This window comes from Diaphorobacter sp. LR2014-1 (assembly GCF_002916785.1).
In the GTDB taxonomy this organism is placed as follows: domain Bacteria; phylum Pseudomonadota; class Gammaproteobacteria; order Burkholderiales; family Burkholderiaceae_C; genus Diaphorobacter; species Diaphorobacter nitroreducens.
Genome location: NZ_MTBE01000001.1, coordinates 375,426 through 397,792, shown reverse-complemented (window position 1 = coordinate 397,792; position 22,367 = coordinate 375,426). Strand labels below are relative to the sequence as shown.

The 22,367-nt window shown below is 68.3% G+C and carries 18 protein-coding genes and 1 pseudogene; 12 read left to right on the top strand and 7 right to left on the bottom strand.

Features of this window, described 5'->3' with window-relative positions; translation table 11 throughout:
- Positions 1–125: 125 nt before the first annotated feature.
- A complete protein-coding gene (gene sucD, locus BV908_RS01820) occupies positions 126–1,019 on the bottom strand; it encodes a succinate--CoA ligase subunit alpha (protein WP_015914606.1) in 894 nt (297 codons plus the stop codon).
- 19 nt (positions 1,020–1,038) lie between these two features.
- Positions 1,039–2,199 (bottom strand): ADP-forming succinate--CoA ligase subunit beta, encoded by a 1,161-nt coding sequence (gene sucC / locus BV908_RS01815; RefSeq protein WP_011807128.1) that lies wholly within the window; start codon positions 2,197–2,199, stop codon positions 1,039–1,041.
- A 175-nt stretch (positions 2,200–2,374) separates the two neighbouring features.
- On the opposite strand from sucC, the gene argC reads away from it, so the two are divergent.
- The gene (argC, locus tag BV908_RS01810; protein ID WP_103737026.1) at positions 2,375–3,307 is read left to right on the top strand and encodes an N-acetyl-gamma-glutamyl-phosphate reductase; all 933 of its coding nucleotides are present in this window, start codon (positions 2,375–2,377) and stop codon (positions 3,305–3,307) included.
- A gap of 211 nt (positions 3,308–3,518) precedes the next feature.
- Here the strand turns inward: argC and dprA are convergent, their stop codons facing one another.
- Together dprA and BV908_RS01800 are read right to left on the bottom strand one after the other, a co-directional pair.
- A complete protein-coding gene (gene dprA, locus BV908_RS01805) occupies positions 3,519–4,679 on the bottom strand; it encodes a DNA-processing protein DprA (RefSeq protein ID WP_103737025.1) in 1,161 nt (386 codons plus the stop codon).
- A gap of 52 nt (positions 4,680–4,731) precedes the next feature.
- A complete protein-coding gene (locus tag BV908_RS01800) occupies positions 4,732–5,991 on the bottom strand; it encodes a LysM domain-containing protein (protein WP_246867423.1) in 1,260 nt (419 codons plus the stop codon).
- 202 nt (positions 5,992–6,193) lie between these two features.
- On the opposite strand from BV908_RS01800, the gene def reads away from it, so the two are divergent.
- From def to BV908_RS01770, 6 genes are all read left to right on the top strand, one after another.
- Entirely contained in the window at positions 6,194–6,706 is a 513-nt protein-coding gene (def, locus tag BV908_RS01795) for a peptide deformylase (RefSeq protein ID WP_103737023.1), read from the top strand.
- Positions 6,703–7,218: a hypothetical protein gene (locus BV908_RS01790; protein ID WP_103737022.1), complete on the top strand. Its 516-nt coding sequence runs from the start codon at positions 6,703–6,705 to the stop codon at positions 7,216–7,218. The genes def and BV908_RS01790 overlap by 4 nt, the downstream gene beginning before the upstream one ends.
- Before the next feature lie 33 nt (positions 7,219–7,251).
- The gene (fmt, locus tag BV908_RS01785; protein ID WP_011807134.1) at positions 7,252–8,223 is read left to right on the top strand and encodes a methionyl-tRNA formyltransferase; all 972 of its coding nucleotides are present in this window, start codon (positions 7,252–7,254) and stop codon (positions 8,221–8,223) included.
- Complete coding sequence (locus BV908_RS01780) at positions 8,220–8,969, top strand: AzlC family ABC transporter permease (protein ID WP_047349386.1); 750 nt, start codon at positions 8,220–8,222, stop codon at positions 8,967–8,969. Before fmt ends, BV908_RS01780 begins: the two co-directional genes overlap by 4 nt.
- Entirely contained in the window at positions 8,966–9,301 is a 336-nt protein-coding gene (locus BV908_RS01775; protein WP_047349385.1) for an AzlD domain-containing protein, read from the top strand. Before BV908_RS01780 ends, BV908_RS01775 begins: the two co-directional genes overlap by 4 nt.
- A gap of 89 nt (positions 9,302–9,390) precedes the next feature.
- The gene (locus BV908_RS01770; protein ID WP_047349384.1) at positions 9,391–10,596 is read left to right on the top strand and encodes a phosphoglycerate kinase; all 1,206 of its coding nucleotides are present in this window, start codon (positions 9,391–9,393) and stop codon (positions 10,594–10,596) included.
- Between the two features lie 67 nt (positions 10,597–10,663).
- Here the strand turns inward: BV908_RS01770 and BV908_RS01765 are convergent, their stop codons facing one another.
- Positions 10,664–11,563, bottom strand: a complete 900-nt coding sequence (locus tag BV908_RS01765) for a DMT family transporter (protein WP_103737021.1) — start codon at positions 11,561–11,563, stop codon at positions 10,664–10,666.
- A 107-nt stretch (positions 11,564–11,670) separates the two neighbouring features.
- Between BV908_RS01765 and pyrF the strand changes: the two genes are divergently transcribed.
- From pyrF to BV908_RS01740, 5 genes and pseudogenes are all read left to right on the top strand, one after another.
- Positions 11,671–12,495, top strand: coding sequence for an orotidine-5'-phosphate decarboxylase (pyrF, locus tag BV908_RS01760; protein ID WP_103737056.1), 825 nt, complete (start codon positions 11,671–11,673; stop codon positions 12,493–12,495).
- Between the two features lie 3 nt (positions 12,496–12,498).
- Positions 12,499–12,798: pseudogene (locus BV908_RS01755) on the top strand (LysR substrate-binding domain-containing protein); the annotation flags it as partial.
- 121 nt (positions 12,799–12,919) lie between these two features.
- Positions 12,920–13,912, top strand: coding sequence for a tripartite tricarboxylate transporter substrate-binding protein (locus BV908_RS01750; RefSeq protein WP_041836128.1), 993 nt, complete (start codon positions 12,920–12,922; stop codon positions 13,910–13,912).
- A complete protein-coding gene (locus BV908_RS01745; protein WP_011807142.1) occupies positions 13,909–14,883 on the top strand; it encodes a succinylglutamate desuccinylase/aspartoacylase family protein in 975 nt (324 codons plus the stop codon). The genes BV908_RS01750 and BV908_RS01745 overlap by 4 nt, the downstream gene beginning before the upstream one ends.
- 581 nt (positions 14,884–15,464) lie before the next feature.
- Complete coding sequence (locus tag BV908_RS01740) at positions 15,465–17,426, top strand: methyl-accepting chemotaxis protein (protein WP_103737020.1); 1,962 nt, start codon at positions 15,465–15,467, stop codon at positions 17,424–17,426.
- Between the two features lie 61 nt (positions 17,427–17,487).
- Here BV908_RS01740 and putP read toward each other — a convergent pair whose 3' ends face one another.
- Both putP and uvrA read right to left on the bottom strand, forming a co-directional pair.
- Positions 17,488–18,981: a sodium/proline symporter PutP gene (gene putP, locus BV908_RS01735; protein WP_103737055.1), complete on the bottom strand. Its 1,494-nt coding sequence runs from the start codon at positions 18,979–18,981 to the stop codon at positions 17,488–17,490.
- 235 nt (positions 18,982–19,216) lie between these two features.
- A complete protein-coding gene (gene uvrA / locus BV908_RS01730) occupies positions 19,217–22,306 on the bottom strand; it encodes an excinuclease ABC subunit UvrA (protein WP_103737019.1) in 3,090 nt (1,029 codons plus the stop codon).
- Positions 22,307–22,367 lie beyond the last annotated feature (61 nt).

Below are 22,367 nucleotides of genomic sequence, written 5' to 3'. Positions count from 1 at the left end.
CCAGCCTGGGTCAACCAAGCTGGCGTTTCTTTTGTGTTGGAGCTGTCAGTGTAGAGAGGGTAGACCCTCTCGCGCGTGCGTAGTTTTGCGTAACCTGGCGCGCTACACCGCGCCAGGCTCGCGGATTACAGCAGGCCCTTGAGCAGGCGACCCATCTCGGAAGGATTGCGGGTAATGGTGAAACCGCACTCTTCCATGATGGCCAGCTTGGCGTCGGCTGTATCGGCGCCGCCGGAGATCAGCGCACCCGCATGGCCCATGCGCTTGCCCGGAGGAGCGGTCACGCCTGCGATGAAGCCCACGATGGGCTTCTTCATATTGGCCTTGCACCAGCGGGCAGCTTCTGCCTCGTCGGGGCCGCCGATCTCGCCGATCATGATCACGGCGTCGGTGTCAGGATCGTCGTTGAAAGCCTTCATCACGTCGATGTGCTTGAGGCCGTTGATCGGGTCGCCGCCGATGCCGACGGCGGACGACTGGCCGATGCCCAGTTCGGTCAACTGTGCCACGGCTTCGTAGGTCAGCGTGCCGGAACGGCTCACCACGCCCACACGGCCCTTCTTGTGGATGTGACCGGGCATGATGCCGATCTTGATCTCGTCCGGCGTGATCAGGCCAGGGCAGTTGGGGCCCAGCAGCAGCGTGCGCTTGCCGCCGGCGGCTTCCTTGGCCTTCATCTTGTTGCGCACTTCAAGCATGTCGCGCACGGGAATGCCTTCGGTGATGCAGATCGCCAGGTCCAGGTCGGCCTCGACGGCTTCCCAGATGGCGGCGGCCGCGCCCGCGGGCGGCACGTAGATCACGGAGACGGTAGCACCGGTTTCCTTGGCGGCATCCTTGACCGACCCAAAGATTGGAATGTCAAAAATCTTCTCGCCGGCCTTCTTGGGGTTCACACCTGCCACGAAGCAGTTCTTGCCGTTGGCGTATTCCTGGCACTTTTCCGTGTGGAACTGACCGGTCTTGCCGGTGATGCCCTGGGTGATGACCTTGGTGTCTTTGTTGATGTAGATCGACATGTTTTATCTCCGGGCCTGCTTAACGGACGGCTTCGACAATCTTCGTGGCGGCTTCCGCCATGGTGTCGGCGCTGATGATGGGCAGGCCGGATTCGGCCAGCATCTTCTTGCCCAGCTCTTCGTTCGTGCCCTTCATGCGCACGACCAGCGGCACCTGCAGGTTCACGGCCTTGCAGGCGGTGATCACGCCGGTGGCGATGGTGTCGCACTTCATGATGCCGCCGAAGATGTTGACCAGAATGCCCTTGACCTTGGGGTTCTTGAGCATGATCTTGAAGGCTTCGGTGACCTTCTCGGGGGTGGCACCGCCGCCCACGTCCAGGAAGTTGGCCGGCTCGCCGCCGAACAGCTTGATGGTGTCCATGGTGGCCATGGCCAGGCCGGCTCCGTTCACCAGGCAGCCGATGTTGCCGTCCAGGGAGATGTAGGCCAGGTCGAACTTGGAGGCCTCGACTTCCGCCGGATCTTCCTCATCCAGGTCGCGCAGAGCCACGATTTCCGGGTGACGGAACAGCGCGTTGGCGTCGAAGTTGAACTTCGCGTCCAGGGCCATCAGGTTGCCCTTGGAGTCGCAATTCAGCGGGTTGATCTCGACCAGGGACGCGTCGGTGTCCATGTAGCACTTGTAGAGCTTGGCGAACAGGTCCACCGCCTGGTCCACCGAAGCGCCCGTCAGGCCGATGGCTGCGGCCACCTTCTTGGACTGCTCGGGCGTGATGCCGGTCAGGGGGTCGATCATCTCGGTGATGATCTTCTCGGGGGTGGAGTGGGCCACTTCCTCGATGTCCATGCCGCCTTCGCTGGAGGCGATCAGCGCCACTTTCTGCGTGCCGCGGTCGGTAACCAGGGACACATACAGTTCGTTCTTGATGTCGGCGCCGTCTTCAATGTACAGGCGGCGCACCTTTTGCCCTTCAGGGCCGGTCTGGTGCGTGACCAGCTGCATGCCCAGGATCTCGCTGGCGCGTGCCTTCACGTCATCAATGGTCTTGGCCACCTTCACGCCACCGCCCTTGCCACGGCCACCGGCGTGGATCTGGGCCTTCACGACCCACACGGGGCCGCCGAGCTTTTGTGCGGCTTCCACGGCTTCTTGCACCGTGAAAGCGGGGATGCCACGCGGGACGGGCACGCCGAAACTGCGCAAGATTTCCTTGCCTTGGTATTCGTGAATCTTCATGAGGTCTCTCTCAGGGGAAGGATGGTGTTTGTACCCGTTCTGCCGAAGAGCGGAAATACAGCCGCATGCTCGGGAATGGCAGCCGGTAAATGTATCATGCTGCGACGCACCATTGATGTGGATATAACTTACGCCCCCGGCCCCACCCCTGGGCCGGCCCTTGCAGGAGCTACTGATGTCCAAGGTCTTTATTGATGGCGAGGCAGGCACCACCGGCCTGCAGATTCGTGAGCGCCTGCAGGCCATGCCCCAGGTCGAGTTGGTCAGCATCGCCCCCGAACTGCGCAAGGACGCCGCCGCCAAGCGCGCACTGATCGCCGGTGTGGACCTGGTCGTGCTGTGCCTGCACGACGATGCCGCGCGCGAAACGGTCGCGCTGGTGGACGCCATCACTGCCGAGACCGGCCGCGCCATCAAGATCATTGATGCCTCCACCGCCCACCGCACGGCGCCGGGCTGGGTGTTCGGCTTTCCCGAACTGGCGCCCGGCCAGTTGGATGCCGTGCGCAGCGCCACGCGCGTATCCAACCCCGGCTGTTATGCCACCGGCGCCATCGCCCTGCTGCGCCCGCTGGTCGACGCCGGCCTGGTGCCTGCCGACCACCCGCTGGCGCTGCCGTCGGTGAGCGGCTACTCCGGCGGCGGCCGTACGATGATCGAGGCCTACGAGCAAGGCCAGGCGGCGCCCTTTGAGCTGTATGCGCTGGGCCTGTCGCACAAGCACCTGCCGGAGATCCTGAAGTACACCGGGCTCACGCGCCGCCCGATCTTCATCCCCTCGGTGGGCAACTTCCGCCAGGGCATGCTGGTGCAACTGCCGCTGCATCTGGACCTGCTGCCCGGCCAGCCGAAGGCGGCGGACCTGCACCACGCACTGGCGGCCCATTACGCCAAGAGCAATACGCCCGAGCAGTGGGTGAAGGTGCTGCCGCCCACCGAGGACGGCAAACTCGATGCCCTCGCGCTCAACGACACCAACCAGTTGGAACTGCGCGTGTTCGCCAATGAGAGCTACCGCCACGCCGTGCTGGTGGCGCGCCTGGACAACCTGGGCAAGGGCGCGAGCGGCGCCGCGGTGCAGAACCTGCGGTTGATGCTCGGGCTATAACATCAAAAAACATAGCTGTCTGCGCTTATTTCATCCAGGTTTCAACGGAAAAATCCTTTGAAATGGATGTACAGCAAGCGCGAACAGCTCATTTTTATATAGCAAACACGTGCCCGTACCGCGCCGGCTGATCCGCCGGCCGGTCAAGGCCACGCGGCAAGCCCCTTCCCCGCAGGCGTGCGCCGCGAAGCACGCACTGCCGTCGCTGCTTTCAGGCCTGCCCCACGCGCTGGAACAGCCCGCCGGGCAGGCGCGCGACACGCCCCTCCAGTTCCAGCTCCAGCAGCCGTACCTGCAGCGTGGCGGCATCCAGCCCCGTGCGCGCCACCAGTGCGTCCAGCCCCAGCGGATCGAACCCCAGCGCATCCAGCACACATTGATACGACGGCGCGAGGGGCTCCTCGGACGCGGGCTGTTTCGCGGGGATGGCGGCTGCCGGCGCATGCCAGCGCAGTTCTTCCAGCACATCCTGCGCCGACTCCACCAGCTTGGCGCCCTGGCGTATCAGCGCGTGGCAACCACGCGACTGGGGCGCGTGGATGGAGCCTGGTATGGCGAACACCTCGCGCCCCTGCTCGGCCGCGAGTCGCGCGGTGATCAGCGAGCCCGAGGCCAGCGCCGCCTCCACCACCAGGGTGCCCTGCGACAGGCCGGAGATGATGCGGTTGCGCTTGGGAAAGTTGGCCGGCAACGGCGGCGTGCCCAGCGGGTATTCGCTGACCAGCAGGCCGTGGCGCGCGATGCGGTGGGCCAGCTCCTTGTTGGCACGCGGGTACACCCGGTCCAGCCCGGTGCCCACGATGGCAATGGTGGCGGGCGCGGCGCCGTCGGGCGGATCGATCAGCGCGCCCTCGTGCGCCGCCGCGTCGATGCCCAGCGCCAGCCCAGAGATGATGCACAAACCCGCCTCCCGCAGAGCACGCGCGAACTGCCGGGCATGGTCCGCCCCCTGGGCCGTGGGGTTGCGGCTACCCACCATGGCCAGGCTGTGCGCCGGCGCGAACGGCGCGCCGCCCTGCACGAACTGCGGAGCACCCAGCAGGTACAGCAGCAGCGGCGGATCCTCGGTGGCCAGCAACGCAGGAGGATAGGCCTCGTCACCCAGCGTGACGATGCCGTGCGCCGGCTGCGCGGGCGCCCGCCCGTCCAGCAGCCACTGCCACGTCCGCTCGGTCAGCACCTCCAGCTCATCGGGCACGCGGGCGAGCGCGCGCGCCTGCGCGGTGGTGACGCAGGACTGCCAGGCCCTCTCGCCCTGCGCAAAGATGTTCTGGGGAAGGCCGAACGCGGCCAGCAGCCTGCGCGCGGCACCGTTGCCCACGCCTGGCGTGAGCGTCAGACGCAGCCAGGCGGCCAGTTCGTCGCGTTGCATGCGCGGTGACAAGGCGGGGGAGCGGCCGCCCGCAGGTGGCGGCGCCCGGGGCTTACTCGGGGTTGACCAGACGGTCGCCCACACGCACCGCCTGCTGCGACTGCAGGATCAGGGCGTAGGACACGCGGTCGAACGTGAGGAACACCATCGCCACGCCATTGCTCTCGCTGGGCAGGCGCACCATGGCGCGCTGCTCGTCGGTCTTGTCCTTGAAGCGCTCGCCCTGCGTGAGCAGCTGCAGCACATGGCCGGCTTCCATGCCGTCGCGCGTACCGCGGTTGATGGTGATCACCTGGTTCTGGCCGGCATAGGCCACGGCCGCGCTGCCGTAGATCGACACCACGCTGGCATCCACGGGGCCCTGCGGTGCCCGCGGGGTGTAGCTGTTGAAGCTGCGCTGTGGTGCGGGCAGCAGGCGGTCGCCGGCGCGGATCTCTTCCTTCGCGCCCCTCAGGTCCACCGTGGCGGGAACGATGTCCACCGCTGTGCCGTCGGCTTGCCCCTCCAGCACTTCCCCCCGGCCCTCGCTGGAACTCTTGCCCCGCGCTACATCGCTCTGGGGCACTGGAGTGGTAGTTTCACTGCGCACCAGTTCGGCGCGGCCGACATACTGCGCTTCGTAGCCCAGCACCTCACCAGTGTGCGGATCCTTCAGCGGAATGGCGTTGCGGAACACGCGGTACTGGCGCGGCACGCCAGGCGCCATCACGAGGGGGCTGCCTTCAGGGCCGCGCACGTAGGCGCGGTCGCCGTTGGCCATGATCATGCGTTCGTCGCGCGTGGCCACGATGCGCGGGGCCTGCTGCAGTGTGAGCTCGTCCACCACCAGAGGCTCGACGAGGAAGGGTTCGATCAGGTGCGGCTTGAGCGTGGGCAGCGCCGTGCCGGCCAGGCTGTCATAGCGCGTGCGCGGCGACACGCGCACGGTCTCGGGCGCGCCTTTGCGGCTGGTGCTCAGGCGGGCATAGCCGTCCACCTTTTCCAGGTACAGCGTCTGGCCCGGGAAAATCAGGTGCGGGTTGGGAATGGACTGCAGATTCATGCCCCACAGTTCCGGCCAGCGCCAGGGGCGCTTCAAATACATGCCGGAAATACCCCACAGCGTGTCTCCCCGTTTCACCACGTAGGTATCGGGCGCATTGGCGGCCAATTCGGAAAGGGGAACGCCGCGTGAAGCCACCTGCTGCGCGGTGGCGCGCTGCTCGGAAGTAATCGGGTAATTCTGGGCCTGCGCCGCCGGTGCCATGGCGGCACCCGCCAACAAAGCCAGTGCGCCGAGCGCCGTCACGCGCATACGGGCCTGAGCCGCCATATTGTTCCTCGTGTCATTCATTGGAAAAACGCCCCTCTCGCTGCGGTGCAGTTAATTGTTTTACAGAAGAAACTGCCGCGAATACATTACAAACCATTTGAGATTCTGTGCCCAAGCCCTTGATCGGGCAACGATTATTGTGATTGGGCGCCGCAATGGCGGGCAAAAGTGGCGAAAATAGCGACATATTGAGCGCTCTGCCATGGCAATTCTTCCGATTCTCTGTTACCCCGATCCTCGCCTGCACAAGGTCGCCCAGCCCGTGACGGCGGTGGATGAGCGCGTGCGCGCCATCGTGGACGATATGTTCGCCACCATGTACGACGCCCATGGCATCGGCCTGGCCGCCACGCAGGTCGATGTGCACGAGCGCATCGTGGTGATCGACGTCTCCGAAGAGTGCGACACGCCGCTGGTGCTGATCAACCCCGAGATCACCTGGGCCAGTGCCGAGAAACAGGTGGGTGACGAGGGCTGCCTGTCGGTGCCTGGCATCTACGATGGCGTGGAGCGCTCCACTGCCGTGCACGTGCGCGCGCTGGACCGCGACGGCCAGCCGCGCGTGATCGAGGCCGAGGGCCTGCTGGCCGTGTGCATCCAGCACGAGATGGACCACCTGCTGGGCAAGGTGTTCGTGGAATACCTGTCGCCCTTGAAGCGCAACCGCATCAAGACCAAGCTGTTGAAGCAGCAAAAGCAGGCCGAACGCGCATGACCCCGCTGCCGGCGCACGCAACCGCACCGCGCCGGCTCCGCTGGAGCGCACTGCTGCTGGCTGGTTTTTTGGCGGCCTGCGCCGTACCCGAATGGCAGAAAGCAGGCACGCCGCGTGCGGACATCGAGCGCACCATGGGCGCACCCACGCTAACCGTAATGCTCCCGGAAGGCGGAGAACGGCTGGTCTACAGCCGCCAGCCCGCAGGCCAACAGGTCTACCACCTCGACTTTGACGCCCGGCAACGCCTGGTGCGGGTGGAGCAGGTACTGACGCTGGAGCACTTCCATGCGCTGCGCAATGGCGTCGATACCCGCGCAGCCGTGCGACGCACCTTCGGCCCGCCTGCGCTGGTGGAGAAGGTGGCGCGCTTCAATGGCGATATCTGGACCTACCGCTTTCGTGACAATGGAGAGCCCCGCCAGGCCCATGTGCACATCGACCCAGCGGGCGTCGTGCAGCGCGTGATGTTCACGGACGAGCGGCTGAACGACAACGACCCCTTTCACTGAGCCCCACCCCGGGGCCGCTATTCCACGCGTTGTATGAGAGTCATTTTTGCCGGCACGCCCGAGTTTGCGCGCGTGGCCCTGGAACGCCTGCTGGCCGCGGGATTCACCGTGCCCCTGGTGTTGACCCAGCCCGACCGCCCCGCGGGCCGCGGCATGAAACTGCAGGCTTCACCCGTCAAGCAGTGCGCGCTGCAGCACGGCATCGCCGTGGCGCAGCCGCTGAGCCTGCGCCTGGATGGCAAATACCCCGAGGACGCAGCGGCCGCCAAAGCCGCCATCGAGGCTGCGCAGGCCGATGTGATGGTGGTGGCCGCCTATGGGCTGATCCTGCCGCAGTGGGTGCTCAACACGCCCCGGCTCGGCTGCCTGAACATCCACGCCAGCCTGCTGCCGCGCTGGCGCGGCGCGGCGCCCATCCACCGCGCCATCGAGGCCGGCGACGCGGAAACCGGCGTGACCATCATGCAGATGGACGCGGGCCTGGATACCGGCGACATGCTGTTGCTGGAAAAGACCGCCATCAGCCCCGCCGATACCACCGCCACGTTGCACGACCGGCTGGCGCAGCTGGGCGGGCGGCTGATCGTGGAGGCGCTGGAGATGGCCGCCTGCGGGGGCCTCAAACCCACACCGCAGCCGGCCGAGGGCGTGACCTACGCGCACAAGATCGACAAGGCGGAAAGCACCATCGACTGGAACCAGCCGGCGGAGGTGATCGCCCGGCGCGTGCGTGCCTTCGACCCCTTCCCCGGCGCGGCCACCACGCTGGGGGCCGATGCCATCAAGGTATGGAGCTGCGAAATAGATAGCTGCTCGCGCACGCTGGATGCGGCCTGCGGCCAGATTTTGTCTATAGATGCCGACGGCATCGGCGTGGCCTGCGGCGCCGGCAGCCTGCTGCGCTTGACGGTGCTGCAACGCGCGGGCGGCAAGCGGCTGCCCGCCGCGGACTTCCTGCGCGGCTTCCCACTGGCGCCAGGCATGGTGCTGGGCGCCGCCCCATGAGTCTGCCTTTCCTGCGCGCCCAGCTGCGCGACCCGGCCTTCCGCCAGGGCGCCGGTGACATGGCCGGCACCTGCCTGGGCATCGGCGCCTGGGGCCTGGTGACGGGCGTGGCCATGGCCAAGAGCGGCATGTCGCTGCCGATGGCGCTGTTCATGTCGCTGGCGGTGTATGCCGGCAGCGCACAGCTGGCCGTGCTGCCGCTGATGGTGGCGGGCGCACCGCTGTGGGTGGTGTGGCTCACGGCCACCTGCGTGAACCTGCGCTTCGTGATCTTCAGCAGCATGTGGCGCAGCTACTTCGCCCACCTGCCGCGCCGCCACCGGCTGGCGCTGGGCTACTTCAGCGGCGATGTGATCTTCGTGAGCTTCATGAAGCGCTTTCCCAAGCCCGTGCCTGCGCCCGAGCAGGTGCCTTATTTCTGGGGCGCGGCCTCGGCCAACTGGCTGGCCTGGCAGGTGCCGTCCATTGCGGGCATCGTGCTGGCCAACGCCATCCCGCTGTCCTGGGGGCTGGGCTTTGCGGGCGTGCTGGCGCTGCTGGGCATCCTGCTGTCCATGCTGAACGACCGCGCCACCTGGCTCGCCACGGCCGTGGCCTGCACGGCGGCGGTGGCCACCTTCGCGCTGCCGCTCAAGCTCAACATCCTGGTGGCGATCGCCGCAGCCGTCACCGCAGGGCTGGCCGCCGAAGCGGCCGAGCGTGCGCTGCGGCGTGCGCGTACCCGCGCCGCGGGGGGCGACACATGAACGGTGCCTGGATCGAGCCGGCCATCGCCATCCTGGGGCTGGCGGGCATCACCCTGCTCACGCGCGCGTTCTTCATGATCCCCGAGCGCGACCTGCCGATGCCCGACTGGCTGCGCCGCGGCCTGAAGTACGCGCCGCTGGCCGCGCTGGCCGGGGTCATCGCGCCCGAGCTGGTCATGACCCAGGGCGCGCTGATCCAGACGCTGCAGGACGCACGACTGCCCGCCGTGGCCGCCGCCGCGGGCTACTACTTCTGGCGCCGCGGCATCCTGGGCACCATCGTCGTGGGCATGGCGGTGTACCTGCCGCTGCACATCGGGCTGGGCTGGTAGAGAGTTACGGCGCGGTTACCAGGCGCCTACAATCCGCGCAGTTTTCATGACCGCACCGTGACGGCGCGGCGCACTCACCCACTGTTCCCATGCACATCCTTCGCTTTTCCGACCTTTGCGCCCAGGGCCAGGCCCGTGGCCAGCGCGTGTTCATCCGTGCCGACCTGAACGTGCCGCAAGACGACGCCGGCCGCATCACCGAGGACACGCGCATCCGTGCCTCCGTGCCCTGCATCCAGATGGCGCTGGAAGCCGGCGCCGCCGTGATGGTGACCAGCCACCTGGGCCGCCCCACCGAGGGCGAGTTCAAGCCCGAGGATTCACTGGCCCCGGTGGCCCAGCGCCTGGGCGAGCTGCTGGGCCACCCGTACGAGAACGGCGTGCCGCTGGTGACCGACTGGGTGGACGGTGTGCAGGTGCAGCCCGGCCAGGTCGTGCTGCTGGAAAACTGCCGCTTGAACAAGGGCGAGAAGAAAAACGACCCCGAGCTGGCGAAGAAGATGGCCCAGCTGTGCGACATCTACGTGAACGACGCCTTCGGCACCGCCCACCGCGCCGAGGGCACGACCTACGGCATCGCCGAGTACGCGAAGGTGGCCTGCGCCGGCCCGCTGCTGGCCGCCGAGATCGACGCCATCCAGACCGCGCTGGCCCACCCGAAGCGCCCGCTGGTCGCCATCGTGGCCGGCTCCAAGGTCTCGACCAAGCTGACCATCCTGCAAAGCCTGTCCAAGAACGTGGACGGCCTGGTGGTGGGCGGCGGCATTGCCAACACCTTCATGCTGGCGGCCGGCCTGCCCATCGGCAAGAGCCTGGCCGAGCCCGACCTGGTGAACGAAGCCAAGGCCGTGATCGCCGCCATGGCCGCGCGCGGCGCCGAGGTGCCGATCCCCACCGATGTGGTGGTCGCCAAGGCCTTCGCGGCCGACGCACCCGCCACCGTGAAGAAGGCCAGCGAAGTGGCCGAGGACGACCTGATCCTGGACATCGGCCCCGAGACGGCGGCCCAACTGGCCGCGCAGCTCAAGGCCGCGGGCACCATCGTCTGGAACGGCCCCGTGGGCGTGTTCGAATTCGACCAGTTCGCGGGCGGCACCAAGGCCATCGCGCAGGCCATCGCCGAATCCAGCGCCTTCAGCATCGCCGGCGGCGGCGACACCCTGGCGGCGATTGCCAAGTACGGCATCGAGAAGGACGTGGGCTACATCTCCACCGGCGGTGGCGCGTTCCTGGAGGTGCTGGAGGGCAAGACCCTGCCGGCCATCGAAATACTGCAAAAGCGCGCGGCAGGCTGATCCCGCCCCAGAACGCTATAAAAATCAGAGCTGCTTGCGCTTATTGCATAAGCGCTAGCAGCTCTTTTTACTTGAACTCCTGCGCCTGCACGGCGCGGGCCGGCCACAGCACGGTGCCGATGGCCACGGCCATCAGGCCCACGGCGCTCCAGTCCTGCCAATGCAGCACCTCGCCCAGCCACAGCGCGCCGCTGAACACGCCCAGCACCGGAATCATCATCACGCTGAGCGTGGAGGCCACGGGCGGCAGCGTGCGCACCAGGAAGAACCACGCCGTCTGCGCAAAGCCCAGCGCCAGCAGCCCGTTGTAGAGAATGGCGGCCCAGGCCTGGGCGTCGGGTGCCACCCAGCGCTCGCGCTCGAACGCCACCGCCAGCACGGTGAGTACCACGCAGGTGATGGCCACCATCCAGAACGACAGCGTGAGCAGCGGCACCGGCACGGTCAGGCGCCGCAGCAGCTGCGTGCCCATGGCCCAGCTCGCGGCAGACACCAGCATCAACGTCACGCCCAGGGGCCGGCCGCCCAGCGCGCCGATCTCATGCCACAGCAGCAGCACCACGCCCAGCAGCGCCGCGCCCACGCCCATCCACGCGCGCCCGGCCAGGCGGTCGCCGAACACCAGCGCGCCCAGCACGGCCGAGAAGATGGGCATGGTGTAGCCCAGGATGGCCGCGCGCCCGCTGGACAGCTGCGGGATCGCCAGGATCATGAGCACGTGCCACAGCACCATGTTGGTCAGCGCCAGCAGCGCCACGCGGCCCCAATGCGCGCGCGCAATAGTGAAGGGCAGCTTGCGCACCCCTATCACCGCGGCCAGGATGGGCAGGCCCAGCCACAGCGACGCCATGCGGAAGGTGAGCGGCGGAAAGTGCGCCACACCCATCTTCATCACCGGCCAGTTGAGGCCCCACACCAGGGTCAACAGGGCAAGAACGACGAGCTGGCGGCGGGAAAGGGCAGGCATGGACGGCGATTGTGCCGGGCAGGCGCCGTCCTTGCCGAAGCCGCCCGCGAAAACACCAGGACGCCATGGCGCACGGCAGCGGCACGGTGTTGCCTAAAATCACGGACATGACTTTTCTTGACATGCTGCGCGACGCCACCACGCGCAACGACTCCCTGCTGTGCGTGGGCCTGGACCCCGAACCCACGCGCTTTCCCGAGTCCGTGCGTGGCGAGGCGCACAAGATCTACGACTTCTGCGCCGCCATCGTGGACGCCACGGCCGACCTGGTGTGCGCCTTCAAGCCGCAGATCGCCTACTTCGCTGCGCACCGTGCCGAGGACCAGCTGGAGCGCCTGATGCAGCACATGCGCTGCAACGCCCCGCATGTGCCCGTGATCCTGGACGCCAAGCGCGGCGACATCGGCTCCACGGCCGAGCAATACGCCAAAGAGGCCTTCGAGCGCTACGGCGCGGATGCCGTGACGCTCTCGCCCTTCATGGGCTTTGACTCCATCGAGCCCTATCTGGCCTACCACGGCAAGGGTGCTTTCCTGCTGTGCCGCACCTCCAACCCCGGCGGCGATGACCTGCAGGCCCAGCGCCTGGCCAGCGTCGAAGGCCAGCCGCTGCTGTACGAGCACGTGGCCCGCCAGGCGCAGGGCCCCTGGAACAAGAACGGCCAGCTCGGCCTGGTGGTGGGCGCCACGTACCCACAAGAAATAGAGCGCGTGCGTGCGCTGGCACCCACGCTGCCGCTGTTGATCCCCGGCGTGGGCGCGCAGGGCGGCGACGCAGCCGCCACGGTGCGCGCCGGGCTGCGCGCCCACGGGCCAATCATCGTGAACTCCTCGCGCGCCGTGCTCTATGCCTCAGGCGGTGCGGACTTTGCCGCGGCCGCACGCAACGCGGCCCAGGCCACGCGCGCCGCGCTCAACGCCGCGCGCGCCTAGCCCTCGCACACGCTGGCGCTCGGCCGGCTGGTGGAAGACCGCCTGGCGCATGACCCGCTGGCGCCGCGCCTGGCGCGCGTGGTGGAATGCGACTCGGCCGACGCGCAGTACGAGTACGTGCTGCGCGGCCTGGGCGTGGCCTGGCTGCCCTGGTCCATGGTGCATGCCGACTGCCAGTCGGGGCGGTTGGCCCGCGCGGGCGACGAGCGCATGCAGGTGCGCTTCGACGTGCGCATGTACCGGCCCAAGCGCCGGCTCTCGCCCTGGGCCGAGGCGCTGTGGGCCACATTGGCGCGCCAGTGATCCCCGGATAAACCCGCGGGCCGCGTGCCCACAATGCACGGCCTGGTGCCACTTCGGCACGACGCGGCCATGGTGCGCTTTCCACAATGGCACCCACCTCGACCTGCCTATGGAAAACGCCATGCACACTTCCCGCACCCCCGCCCCGTTGCGCCGCGCGCTGCTGGCCAGCGCCGCGCTGCTCGCCGCTGCCAGCCCTGCCGCTTTCGCGCAAGCGCCCGCCTACCCCAGCAAGCCCATCACCATCGTCGTGGGCTATCCGCCCGGCGGCAGTACCGACCTGACCGGCCGCGCCGTGGGCGCGGAGCTGTCCAACCGCCTGGGCGTGCCCGTGGTGATCGAGAACCTGGGCGGCGCGGGTGGCGCCATTGGCGCGCAGAAGGTGGCCAGCAGCGCGCCCGACGGCTACACGCTGCTGGTCGGCGCCAGCAACGAGATCGCCATCAACAAGCTGGTGACCAAGAAGGTCAAGTACGACATCAAGGACTTCACCGCCATCGGCCTCGTGGCCTCGCAGCCCCTGGTGCTGGTGGCCAGCACCGGCACCGGCGTGAAGAACCTGGCCGAATTCACCGAACGCGTGCGCAAGAACCCCGGCAAGCTCAGCTATGGCAGCTCGGGCGTGGGCACCTCGCTGCACCTGGCCGGCGAGATGATCAAGGAACAGGGCCAGCTGTTCATGACGCACATCCCCTACCGCGGCGTGGCGCCGCTCACCAACGACCTGGTGGGCAACAACCTGGAGTTCGGCGTGTTCGTGCTCTCCAGCGGCCTGCCGCACATCAAGAGCGGCAAAGTGATCGCCCTGGGCACCACCGAGGCCAAGCGCTCGACCGTCGCGCCCGACATTCCGGCGCTGGCCGAATCGGCGCAGTACAAGAACGTGGACATCGGCACCTGGTTCGCCCTCATGGCGCCCGCCCACCTGCCCAAGCCCGTGGCCGAGCGGCTCAAGAAGGCGCTCAACGAGACGCTGGAGTCGCCGGACTTCCGCAAGCGAATGGAAGCCGCGGGCTCCACCGTGGCATCCCCCAGCCTGGACGTGGACAAGTTCCTCGCCGCAGAGGTCGCCAAGTACAAGAAGATCATCGAGTTCGCCAAGATCGAAGAATGATGAGCGCTCCCCTGCCTTTCACTTTGACCGCGCCCGACCTCGGCGCCTGGCGCGCCGGCAACACCGGCACCGAGGGCGTGTGGCGCTTCGACTCCGGCACGCCGGGCCGCCACGTGATGATCAGCGCCCTCGTGCACGGCAACGAGCTGTGCGGCGCCTGGGCGCTCAAGGGCCTGCTGGAAGCCGGCCTGCGCCCCGCGCGCGGCACGCTCACGCTGGCGCTGTGCAATCTGGCCGCGTTCGACCGGTTCGACCCCCACCACCACGACGCCGCCCGCTTCGTGGACGAAGACCTCAACCGCCAGTGGGTGGATGCGCGCATGGACGCCGGCGACACGCTGGAGCGCCGGCGCGCGGCCGCGCTGCGCCCCTTCGTGGCCGAGGCCGACTGGCTGCTGGACCTGCACTCCATGCACGAGCCCTGCGCGCCGCTGCTGCTCACCGGCATGCAGCCGCGCAACCTGCACCTCGCGCGCACCCTGGCCGCGCCCGAGCACATCGTGGTGGACGCGGGCCACAAGGACGGCACGCGCATGCGCGACTATGGCCGCTTTGGCCAGCCCGATGCCGAGGGCGGCGACACGCGCTCGCTGCTCGTCGAATGCGGCTTCCATGGCGACCCGGCCAGCCGCGCCGTGGCGCAGGACCAGTGCGTGCGCTTCCTGCAAGCGGCGGGCGTGGTGGATTCCGCCACCCTGGCACGTGGGCTGCCCGGCTGGCGCCTGCCCGACGCGCCGCGCCAGTGGGCGCTGGAGGTCACCGGCCCGGTGGTCGCCAGGAGCGAGCGCTTTCGTTTCACCCAGCCCTTCACGGGCCTGGAGGTGATTCCCCAGGCCGGTACCGTCATCGGCGACAACGATGGCGAGCCCGTTACCACGCCGTACGACGACTGCGTGCTGGTCATGCCCAGCACCCGCCAGGCGCGCGCCGGCGTGACGGTGGTGCGCTTCGCCACGCGGCGGCCGCTGTAGGCGGCACGACCAGCGGCCGGTGCTTCGCCCCGCGCAGGGCAGGCCGGTCGCGTGGCAGCGTCTGGGGCATGCGCAGGTTTCGCTTCCATACTGATAGCTGCTAGCGCCCGTATTTATTGGGCCAGGGGCCAAAAACACCCTTAAACCCGTCGCAACACCTCTGGGACGGGATGGAGCCCCTGCGCGCCCAAAAAGCTGAACTCGTTCAAGGACAGGCAGGTTTTTGCCGAATAACATTGCGTTACACGTTCTTGACATCTCTTTGTCTCGCCCGCCCTCTAGGGCCTGTTCACACTATTTTTGCCAGTGCGAATGGCGTGAAAACCGCGCCAATCTAGGCGCGTGACGACGCCAAGGCCGGGGCCTTGGCTAGGAGGGCAACGACGAATGGCGCGGTTTTCACTCCGTTCCCTCCGGGTTGCGATCAAAAAGGGCCATTCGCGGCGTTGCCAAGCCTCGCTGGGGTAGCACCCCAGCTTCGTTTGGCGCCTTGCGCCTGGCCCTTTTTGATCGCAACGCATCTGGCAAAAATAGTGTGAACAGGCCCTAGGCGGTCTCGCGGACAAGGAAAGGTTCCCGCTATGACCTCGCTTTCTCAGCGCCTGCCGCTGCTTTACAAATTCCTCATCCTGGGCCTCGCCGGCATCCTCATGAGCGCCGTGCCCACCTGGCTGTTCGTGAGCGGCGCGCTCGACGACCTGGCGCACGCCCGCCACGAGGCCCGCGGCGCCCCGCCGCTGCTGGCACTGCACAAGGTGGTGCAGGGGCTGCAGGTGCACCGCGGCCTGTCCAACGGCATGCTGGGCGGCGACGAGACCTTGGCCGCGCGGCGCCCGGCCGCGCGCGATGCGGTGAACAAAGCCTTCGCCGAGGCCACCGCCCGCCTGGACGCGGCGCAGGTGCCCGCGGCCCAGCGCGACGCCTGGCAGCGCGCCCAGCAGGCCTGGCAGCAGCTGGAGCCGGCCGTGGCCGCACGCTCGCTGCCCGCCGCGCAAAGCACGGCGCAGCACACGGCGCTGATCACGTCGCTGCTGCAGACCGGCGAGCAGCTGCTGCACAGCTACGAGCTGCAGCTGGACCCCGACTTCGCCACCAACGCGCTGATCCAGGCCTCGCTGGTGCATGCGCCGCAGCTGGGTGAGAAGCTGGGCGTGATGCGCGCCCAGGGCGCGGGCTTCCTGGGCCGCGGCGGCGAGCTGCCGCTGGAGGCCAAGGGGCTGCTGCAGTCGCTGCGCCAGCGCGTGGTGGAGCTGCAGGGGGACACGCTGCGCAACCTGGCGCGCGCCACCGAGGCGAGCCCTGCCTTTGCGGCCACGCTGGGCGCGCCCGCGCGCACGCTGGACGCGCAAATCACGGCCACGCTGGCCCTGGCCGACAAGGCCCTGCTGCAGGCCGACACGCTGACGCTGCCCGCGCAGGAGTATTTCGACACCTACACCCGCACCATCGACGCGCTGTACGCACTGAACGCCCAGGCCATGCAGGGCGTGGACGAGGCCCTGCAGGCGCGCATCGACCGCCTGCGCGCCACGCTGGCGTGGCAGGCGCTGGCACTGCTGGGCACGCTGGCGGGCGCCACGGTGCTGATGCTGGTCTTCGTGCGCTCCATCACGCAGCCGGTGGCGCAGGCCGTGGAGCTGGCCCGCGCCGTGGCGCGCGGTGACCTGTCGGGCAGCGACATCGCCCACGGCAGCAACGAGATGGGCCGCCTGATCGCCGCGCTGTTGCAGATGCGCCGCCAGCTCACCGAGGTGGTGGGCCGCGTGCGCCAGGGCGCGGAGGGCGTGGCCACGGCCAGCGCGCAGATCGCGCAGGGCAACACCGACCTGGCCGCCCGCACCGAAAGCCAGGCCAGCGCCCTGGAAGAGACCGCCGCATCGATGGAGCAGATGACCGCGACCGTGCGCCAGAACGCCGACAGCGCCGCGCGTGCCAGCGAGCTGGCCACCAGCGCCAGCGGCGTGGCCGCACAGGGCGGCGAGGTGGTGGCGCAGGTGGTGCAGACCATGCACGGCATCCACAGCTCGTCCGGCAAGATCGCGGACATCATCGGGGTGATCGATTCGATCGCGTTCCAGACCAACATCCTGGCGCTGAACGCCGCCGTGGAGGCCGCACGCGCCGGCGAGCAGGGCCGCGGCTTTGCCGTGGTGGCCAGCGAGGTGCGCAGCCTGGCGCAGCGCAGCGCGGGCGCTGCGCGCGAGATCAAGGAGCTGATCTCCGCCAGCGTGCATGACGTTGAACGCGGCAATGCGCTGGTGGAGCGCGCCGGCAAGACCATGGAAGACGTGGTGACCGCCGTGCGCCGCGTCAACGACATCATGGGCGAGATCAGCAACGCCAGCCGCGAACAGTCGCTGGGCGTGGCCCAGGTGGGCGAGGCCGTGAGCCAGATGGACCAGACCACGCAGCAGAACGCCGCGCTGGTCGAAGAGATGGCCGCCGCCGCCGCCAGCCTGCGCAGCCAGGCGCAGGAGCTGGTGGAGGGCGTGGCGGTGTTCAAGCTGGGCGAACGACCACACGCCGTTGCGCTAGCCAATTAATAGCTGTTAGCGCTTATCCCCAAAGGGTTTGAGGCCACTTTGCCTCAAACCCGCATTCGCCTCAGGCTTGCAGACGCGCCATCTCGGCGTCCACCGCGTCGTGGCGCTGCAGCATGGCGGGCGAGGGTTGCTTGCCCAGCTTGCTCACCAGCACCACGGCCAGCGCGCCCAGAACGAAGCCGGGCACGATCTCGTACAGCCCCAGCCAGCCGCCCTGCTTCCACACCACCACCGTCACGGCACCGACCACGATGCCGGCCAGCGCGCCGTTGCGCGTCATGCCGCGCCAGAACAGCGACAGCAGGATGACCGGCCCGAACGCCGCGCCGAAGCCCGCCCAGGCGTAGCTCACCATCGACAGCACGCGGCTGTTGGGGTTGCCCGCGATGACGATCGCCACCACGGCGATGGCGAACACCATCGCCCGGCCCACCCACACCAGCTCGCGCTGCGTGGCGTTCTTGCGCAGGAACACGCGGTAGACGTCCTCGGTCAGCGCGCTGGAGCACACCAGCAGCTGGCACGACAGCGTGCTCATCACCGCCGCCAGAATGGCCGCCAGCAGCAGGCCGGCGATCCAGGGGTTGAAGAGCTGGCGCGCGATCTCGATGAACACCGTCTCGGCATTGGCCTGCACGCCGGCGGCCTGCTGCGTGTGCACCGCGAAGTACGGGATGCCGACCAGGCCCACAGCCACCGCGCCGCCCAGGCACAGCACCATCCAGGTCATGCCGATGCGGCGCGCGCGCGGGATGGAGGCCACCGAATCCGCCGCCATGAAGCGCACCAGGATGTGCGGCTGGCCGAAGTAGCCCAGGCCCCAGGCCATGAGCGAGACCACGCCGATCACGCTGGCGTTGTGCATCAGGTCGAGCTTCTGCGCACCGATCATCTCGGTGAGGCTTTGGCCGGCCTGCAGTTCGCCGGTGACGGCGAAGTAGGCCACCACGGGCGCCAGGATCAGCGCGGTGATCATCAGCGAGGCCTGGATGGTGTCCGTCCAGCTCACCGCCAGGAAGCCGCCGATGAACACATAGGCGATGGTGCACAGCGCCCCCACCCACAGGGCCGTCTGGTAGGGCAGGCCGAACATGCTCTCGAACAGGCGCGCACCGGCCACCACGCCCGAGGCGCAGTAGATGGTGAAGAACACCAGGATCACCGCCGTGGTCACCAGGCGCAGCACGTTGGAGCCGTCCTCGAAGCGCGAGGCCAGGTAGTCGGGCAGCGTGAGGGCGTTGTTGGTGCGCTCGGTGTACAGGCGCAGCCGCGCGGCCACGAGGCGCCAGTTGAGGTACGCGCCGATGGTCAGGCCGATGGCGATCCACGCCTCGCTCAGCCCGCTCAGGTACACCGCGCCGGGCAGGCCCATGAGCAGCCAGCCGCTCATGTCGGACGCGCCGGCCGACAGCGCGGTGACGAAGCTGCCCAGGCTGCGCCCGCCCAGGATGTAGTCGGAGAGGTCGGTCGTCGCGCGGTAGCCCAGCCAGCCGATGAACAGCATGGCCAGCAGGTAGATGCCGAAGGTGATGACGGTCGGGTCTAGCAGGTTCATGAAACGTCCAGGCCCGCGGGGCGCGCTGCGCGCCGCGAAGTCCTGCCAAAAAAAGGTGGAGGAGAAGCCGGCGCGGAGGCCGGGGGCTGCCGTGCCGGCAAGCGCCGGCCAGCGAAGTGGCGCGATGATTCCAGAGCCCGCGCCCATTCATTCGCCATAAAGCCGCGCTGGCGTAGTGAAACACTCCGCCGCGGCGCGCAACTGTAACTGCCGGCGGCGCAAAACCTCAGGGTTACTACTGATTTGGGGCGGCAGACAGGTATGGCGCCAGGTAGCGGCCCGTGTGGCTGGCCGCATTGTGGGCCACCTGCTCGGGCGTGCCCTCGGCCACCACGGTGCCGCCGCCGGCCCCGCCCTCGGGGCCCATGTCGATGACCCAGTCGGCGGTCTTGATGACGTCCAGGTTGTGCTCGATGACGATGATGGTGTTGCCCGCGTCGCGCAGCTGCAGCAGTACCTTGAGCAGCAGGTCGATGTCGGCGAAATGCAGGCCGGTGGTGGGCTCGTCCAGGATGTAGAGCGTGCGGCCGGTGTCGCGCTTGGAGAGTTCCTGCGCCAGCTTCACGCGCTGCGCTTCGCCGCCCGAGAGCGTGGTGGCGCTCTGGCCCAGGCGGATATAAGACAAGCCCACGTCCAGCAGCGTCTGCAGCTTGCGCGCGATCGTGGGCACGTCCTTGAAGAAGGCGTGGGCGTCCTCCACCGTCAGGTCCAGGATCTGGGCGATGTTCTTGCCCTTCCACTGCACCTCCAGCGTCTCGCGGTTGTAGCGCTGGCCGTGGCACACGTCGCAGGGTACGTACACGTCGGGCAAGAAGTGCATTTCCACCTTCACCACGCCGTCGCCCTGGCAGGCCTCGCAGCGCCCGCCCCCCGAGCCCTGCGCCACGTTGAAGGAGAAGCGCCCGGGGCCGTAGCCGCGCTCCTTGGCGGTGGTGGTCTCGGCCATCAGTTCGCGGATCGGCGTGAACAGGCCCGTGTAGGTGGCCGGGTTGCTGCGCGGCGTGCGGCCGATGGGGCTCTGGTCGACATTGATGACCTTGTCGAAATACTCCAGCCCCTCGATGGTTTCATGCGCTTCGGGCTCTTCGTGCGCGCGGTAGAGCTGGCGCGCCACGGCCTTGTGCAGCGTGTCGTTGACCAGCGTGCTCTTGCCCGAGCCGGACACGCCCGTCACGCAGGTGAACAGCCCCACCGGGAACTGCACGCTCACGCCCTTCAGGTTGTGCCCCGTGGCGCCCACCACGCGCAGCGCCTGCAATTGCCCCTGCGTGGCGCGGTGCTCGGCCAGGCGCTCCTTCTTGCGCAGGCTGGCAGCCGTCTCGGGAAAGCGCGACTTGGGCTTCTTGTCGGGTTCGGGCGCTGCGGCGCTCTGTTGCAACACGGGCAGCCAGGGCGTGCGCCGCGCAGGCACCGGCAGGGTCTTGGCGCCGCTCAGGTACTGCCCGGTGAGCGATTGCGGGTTGGCGCACAGCTCGTCGTAGGTGCCCTGCGCCATCACGCGACCGCCATGCACGCCCGCGCCGGGCCCCATGTCCACGCAGTGGTCGGCGGCGCGGATCATGTCCTCGTCGTGCTCCACCACGATCACGCTGTTGCCCAGGTCGCGCAGCCGCGTGAGGGTGGCGATCAGCCGGTCGTTGTCGCGCTGGTGCAGGCCGATGCTGGGTTCGTCCAGCACGTACATCACGCCGGTCAGGCCGCTGCCGATCTGCGAGGCCAGGCGGATGCGCTGCGCCTCGCCGCCCGAGAGCGTCTCGGCGCTGCGGTCCAGGCTCAGGTAGGACAGGCCCACGTCGTTCAGGAAGGTGAGGCGCGCGGCGATCTCGCGCACGATCTTGCCGGCAATCTCGGCCTTGGCGCCGGCCAGCTGCAGCGACGCAAACCACTGCAGCGCGTCCGCCAGCGTGCGGTGGCTCACGTCGTAGATGCCCAGCGCGGCGTCGCCCTCGCCCACCTTCACATGGCGCGCTTCGCGGCGCAGGCGTGCGCCGTGGCATTCGGGGCAGGGCTGGGCGCTGCGGTAGCGCGCGAGGTCTTCGCGCACCACGGCCGAGTCCGTGTCGCGGTAGCGCCGCGCCATGTTGGGCAGGATGCCCTCGAAGGGGTGCTTCTTGACGATGGGCTTGCCCTTGTTCGGGCCGCTGTCCAGCAAGTAGCTGAAGGCGATCTCTTCCTCGCCCGAACCGTGCAGGATGACCTCGCGCACGCGTTCGGACAGCTCCTCGAAGGGCGTCTCCACATCAAAGCCGTAATGCCGCGCCAGGCTCTCCAGCATGGCGAAGTAGTAGCCGTTGCGCCGGTCCCAGCCCTTGATGGCGCCGCTGGCGAGGCTGATGGCCGGGAAAGCCACCACGCGCGCGGGGTCGAACACCTCCTGCTGGCCCAGGCCGTCGCACGCGGGGCAGGCGCCCGTGGGCGAGTTGAACGAGAACAGGCGTGGCTCCAGCTCAGGCAGCGAGTAGCTGCACACCGGGCAGGCGAACTTGCTGGAAAACAGGTGCTCCTGGCCCGAGTCCATCTCCAACGCCAGCACCCGGCCGTTGCCCTCGTGCCCGCCCACCCGCAGGGCGGCCTCGATGCTCTCGGCCAGGCGCTGCTGGGCGTCGGGGCGCACTTTCAAGCGGTCGATCACCACGTCGATGTCGTGCTTCTCGGTCTTCTTGAGCTGCGGCAGGCTTTCGTGCTCGTAGATCTGCCCGTCCACGCGAAAGCGCACGTAGCCCAGCGCCTGCATCTGCATGAACAGCTCGGTGAATTCACCCTTCTTCTGGCGTGCCACGGGCGCCAGCAGCATGAGCTTGGTGTCCTCGGGCAAGGCCAGCACCGCATCCACCATCTGGCTCACGGTCTGCGACGACAGCGGCAGGCCGTGGTCCGGGCAGTACGGCGTGCCCGCGCGCGCGAACAGCAGGCGCAGGTAGTCGTGGATCTCGGTCACCGTGCCCACGGTGGAGCGCGGATTGTGGCTGGTGGCCTTCTGCTCGATGGAAATGGCCGGCGACAGACCCTCGATCAGGTCCACATCGGGCTTGTCCAGCCGCCCCAGGAACTGCCGCGCATAGGCCGACAGGCTCTCCACATAGCGGCGCTGCCCTTCGGCATACAGCGTATCGAACGCCAGGCTGGACTTGCCCGAGCCCGACAGCCCGGTGATCACCACGAGCTGGTTGCGCGGGATGTCCAGGTCGATGTTCTTGAGGTTGTGTGTGCGCGCCCCGCGGATGCTGATGCGCTGCTCGCGCAGGACCTGCGCCAGTGGGCGCCCTCCGGCCGCATCGGCAGGCGAAGGGTGGCGATCGTCGGAGGGTGGCTCGAAGGTGGGCATCGCGCGTGCCTGGAGGCAAACGCACGATGATAGGTCACCCACCCCGCCCGCGCAGAAGCCG

What these genes read in the sequence shown, in the direction of transcription:
- sucD (WP_015914606.1), bottom strand. Translation starts at nt 1,019, where the DNA reads ATGTCGATCTACATCAACAAAGACACCAAGGTCATCACCCAGGGCATC.
- sucC (WP_011807128.1), bottom strand. Translation starts at nt 2,199, where the DNA reads ATGAAGATTCACGAATACCAAGGCAAGGAAATCTTGCGCAGTTTCGGC.
- argC (WP_103737026.1), top strand. Translation starts at nt 2,375, where the DNA reads ATGTCCAAGGTCTTTATTGATGGCGAGGCAGGCACCACCGGCCTGCAG.
- dprA (WP_103737025.1), bottom strand. Translation starts at nt 4,679, where the DNA reads ATGCAACGCGACGAACTGGCCGCCTGGCTGCGTCTGACGCTCACGCCA.
- BV908_RS01800 (WP_246867423.1), bottom strand. Translation starts at nt 5,991, where the DNA reads ATGGCGGCTCAGGCCCGTATGCGCGTGACGGCGCTCGGCGCACTGGCT.
- def (WP_103737023.1), top strand. Translation starts at nt 6,194, where the DNA reads ATGGCAATTCTTCCGATTCTCTGTTACCCCGATCCTCGCCTGCACAAG.
- BV908_RS01790 (WP_103737022.1), top strand. Translation starts at nt 6,703, where the DNA reads ATGACCCCGCTGCCGGCGCACGCAACCGCACCGCGCCGGCTCCGCTGG.
- fmt (WP_011807134.1), top strand. Translation starts at nt 7,252, where the DNA reads ATGAGAGTCATTTTTGCCGGCACGCCCGAGTTTGCGCGCGTGGCCCTG.
- BV908_RS01780 (WP_047349386.1), top strand. Translation starts at nt 8,220, where the DNA reads ATGAGTCTGCCTTTCCTGCGCGCCCAGCTGCGCGACCCGGCCTTCCGC.
- BV908_RS01775 (WP_047349385.1), top strand. Translation starts at nt 8,966, where the DNA reads ATGAACGGTGCCTGGATCGAGCCGGCCATCGCCATCCTGGGGCTGGCG.
- BV908_RS01770 (WP_047349384.1), top strand. Translation starts at nt 9,391, where the DNA reads ATGCACATCCTTCGCTTTTCCGACCTTTGCGCCCAGGGCCAGGCCCGT.
- BV908_RS01765 (WP_103737021.1), bottom strand. Translation starts at nt 11,563, where the DNA reads ATGCCTGCCCTTTCCCGCCGCCAGCTCGTCGTTCTTGCCCTGTTGACC.
- pyrF (WP_103737056.1), top strand. Translation starts at nt 11,671, where the DNA reads ATGACTTTTCTTGACATGCTGCGCGACGCCACCACGCGCAACGACTCC.
- BV908_RS01750 (WP_041836128.1), top strand. Translation starts at nt 12,920, where the DNA reads ATGCACACTTCCCGCACCCCCGCCCCGTTGCGCCGCGCGCTGCTGGCC.
- BV908_RS01745 (WP_011807142.1), top strand. Translation starts at nt 13,909, where the DNA reads ATGATGAGCGCTCCCCTGCCTTTCACTTTGACCGCGCCCGACCTCGGC.
- BV908_RS01740 (WP_103737020.1), top strand. Translation starts at nt 15,465, where the DNA reads ATGACCTCGCTTTCTCAGCGCCTGCCGCTGCTTTACAAATTCCTCATC.
- putP (WP_103737055.1), bottom strand. Translation starts at nt 18,981, where the DNA reads ATGAACCTGCTAGACCCGACCGTCATCACCTTCGGCATCTACCTGCTG.
- uvrA (WP_103737019.1), bottom strand. Translation starts at nt 22,306, where the DNA reads ATGCCCACCTTCGAGCCACCCTCCGACGATCGCCACCCTTCGCCTGCC.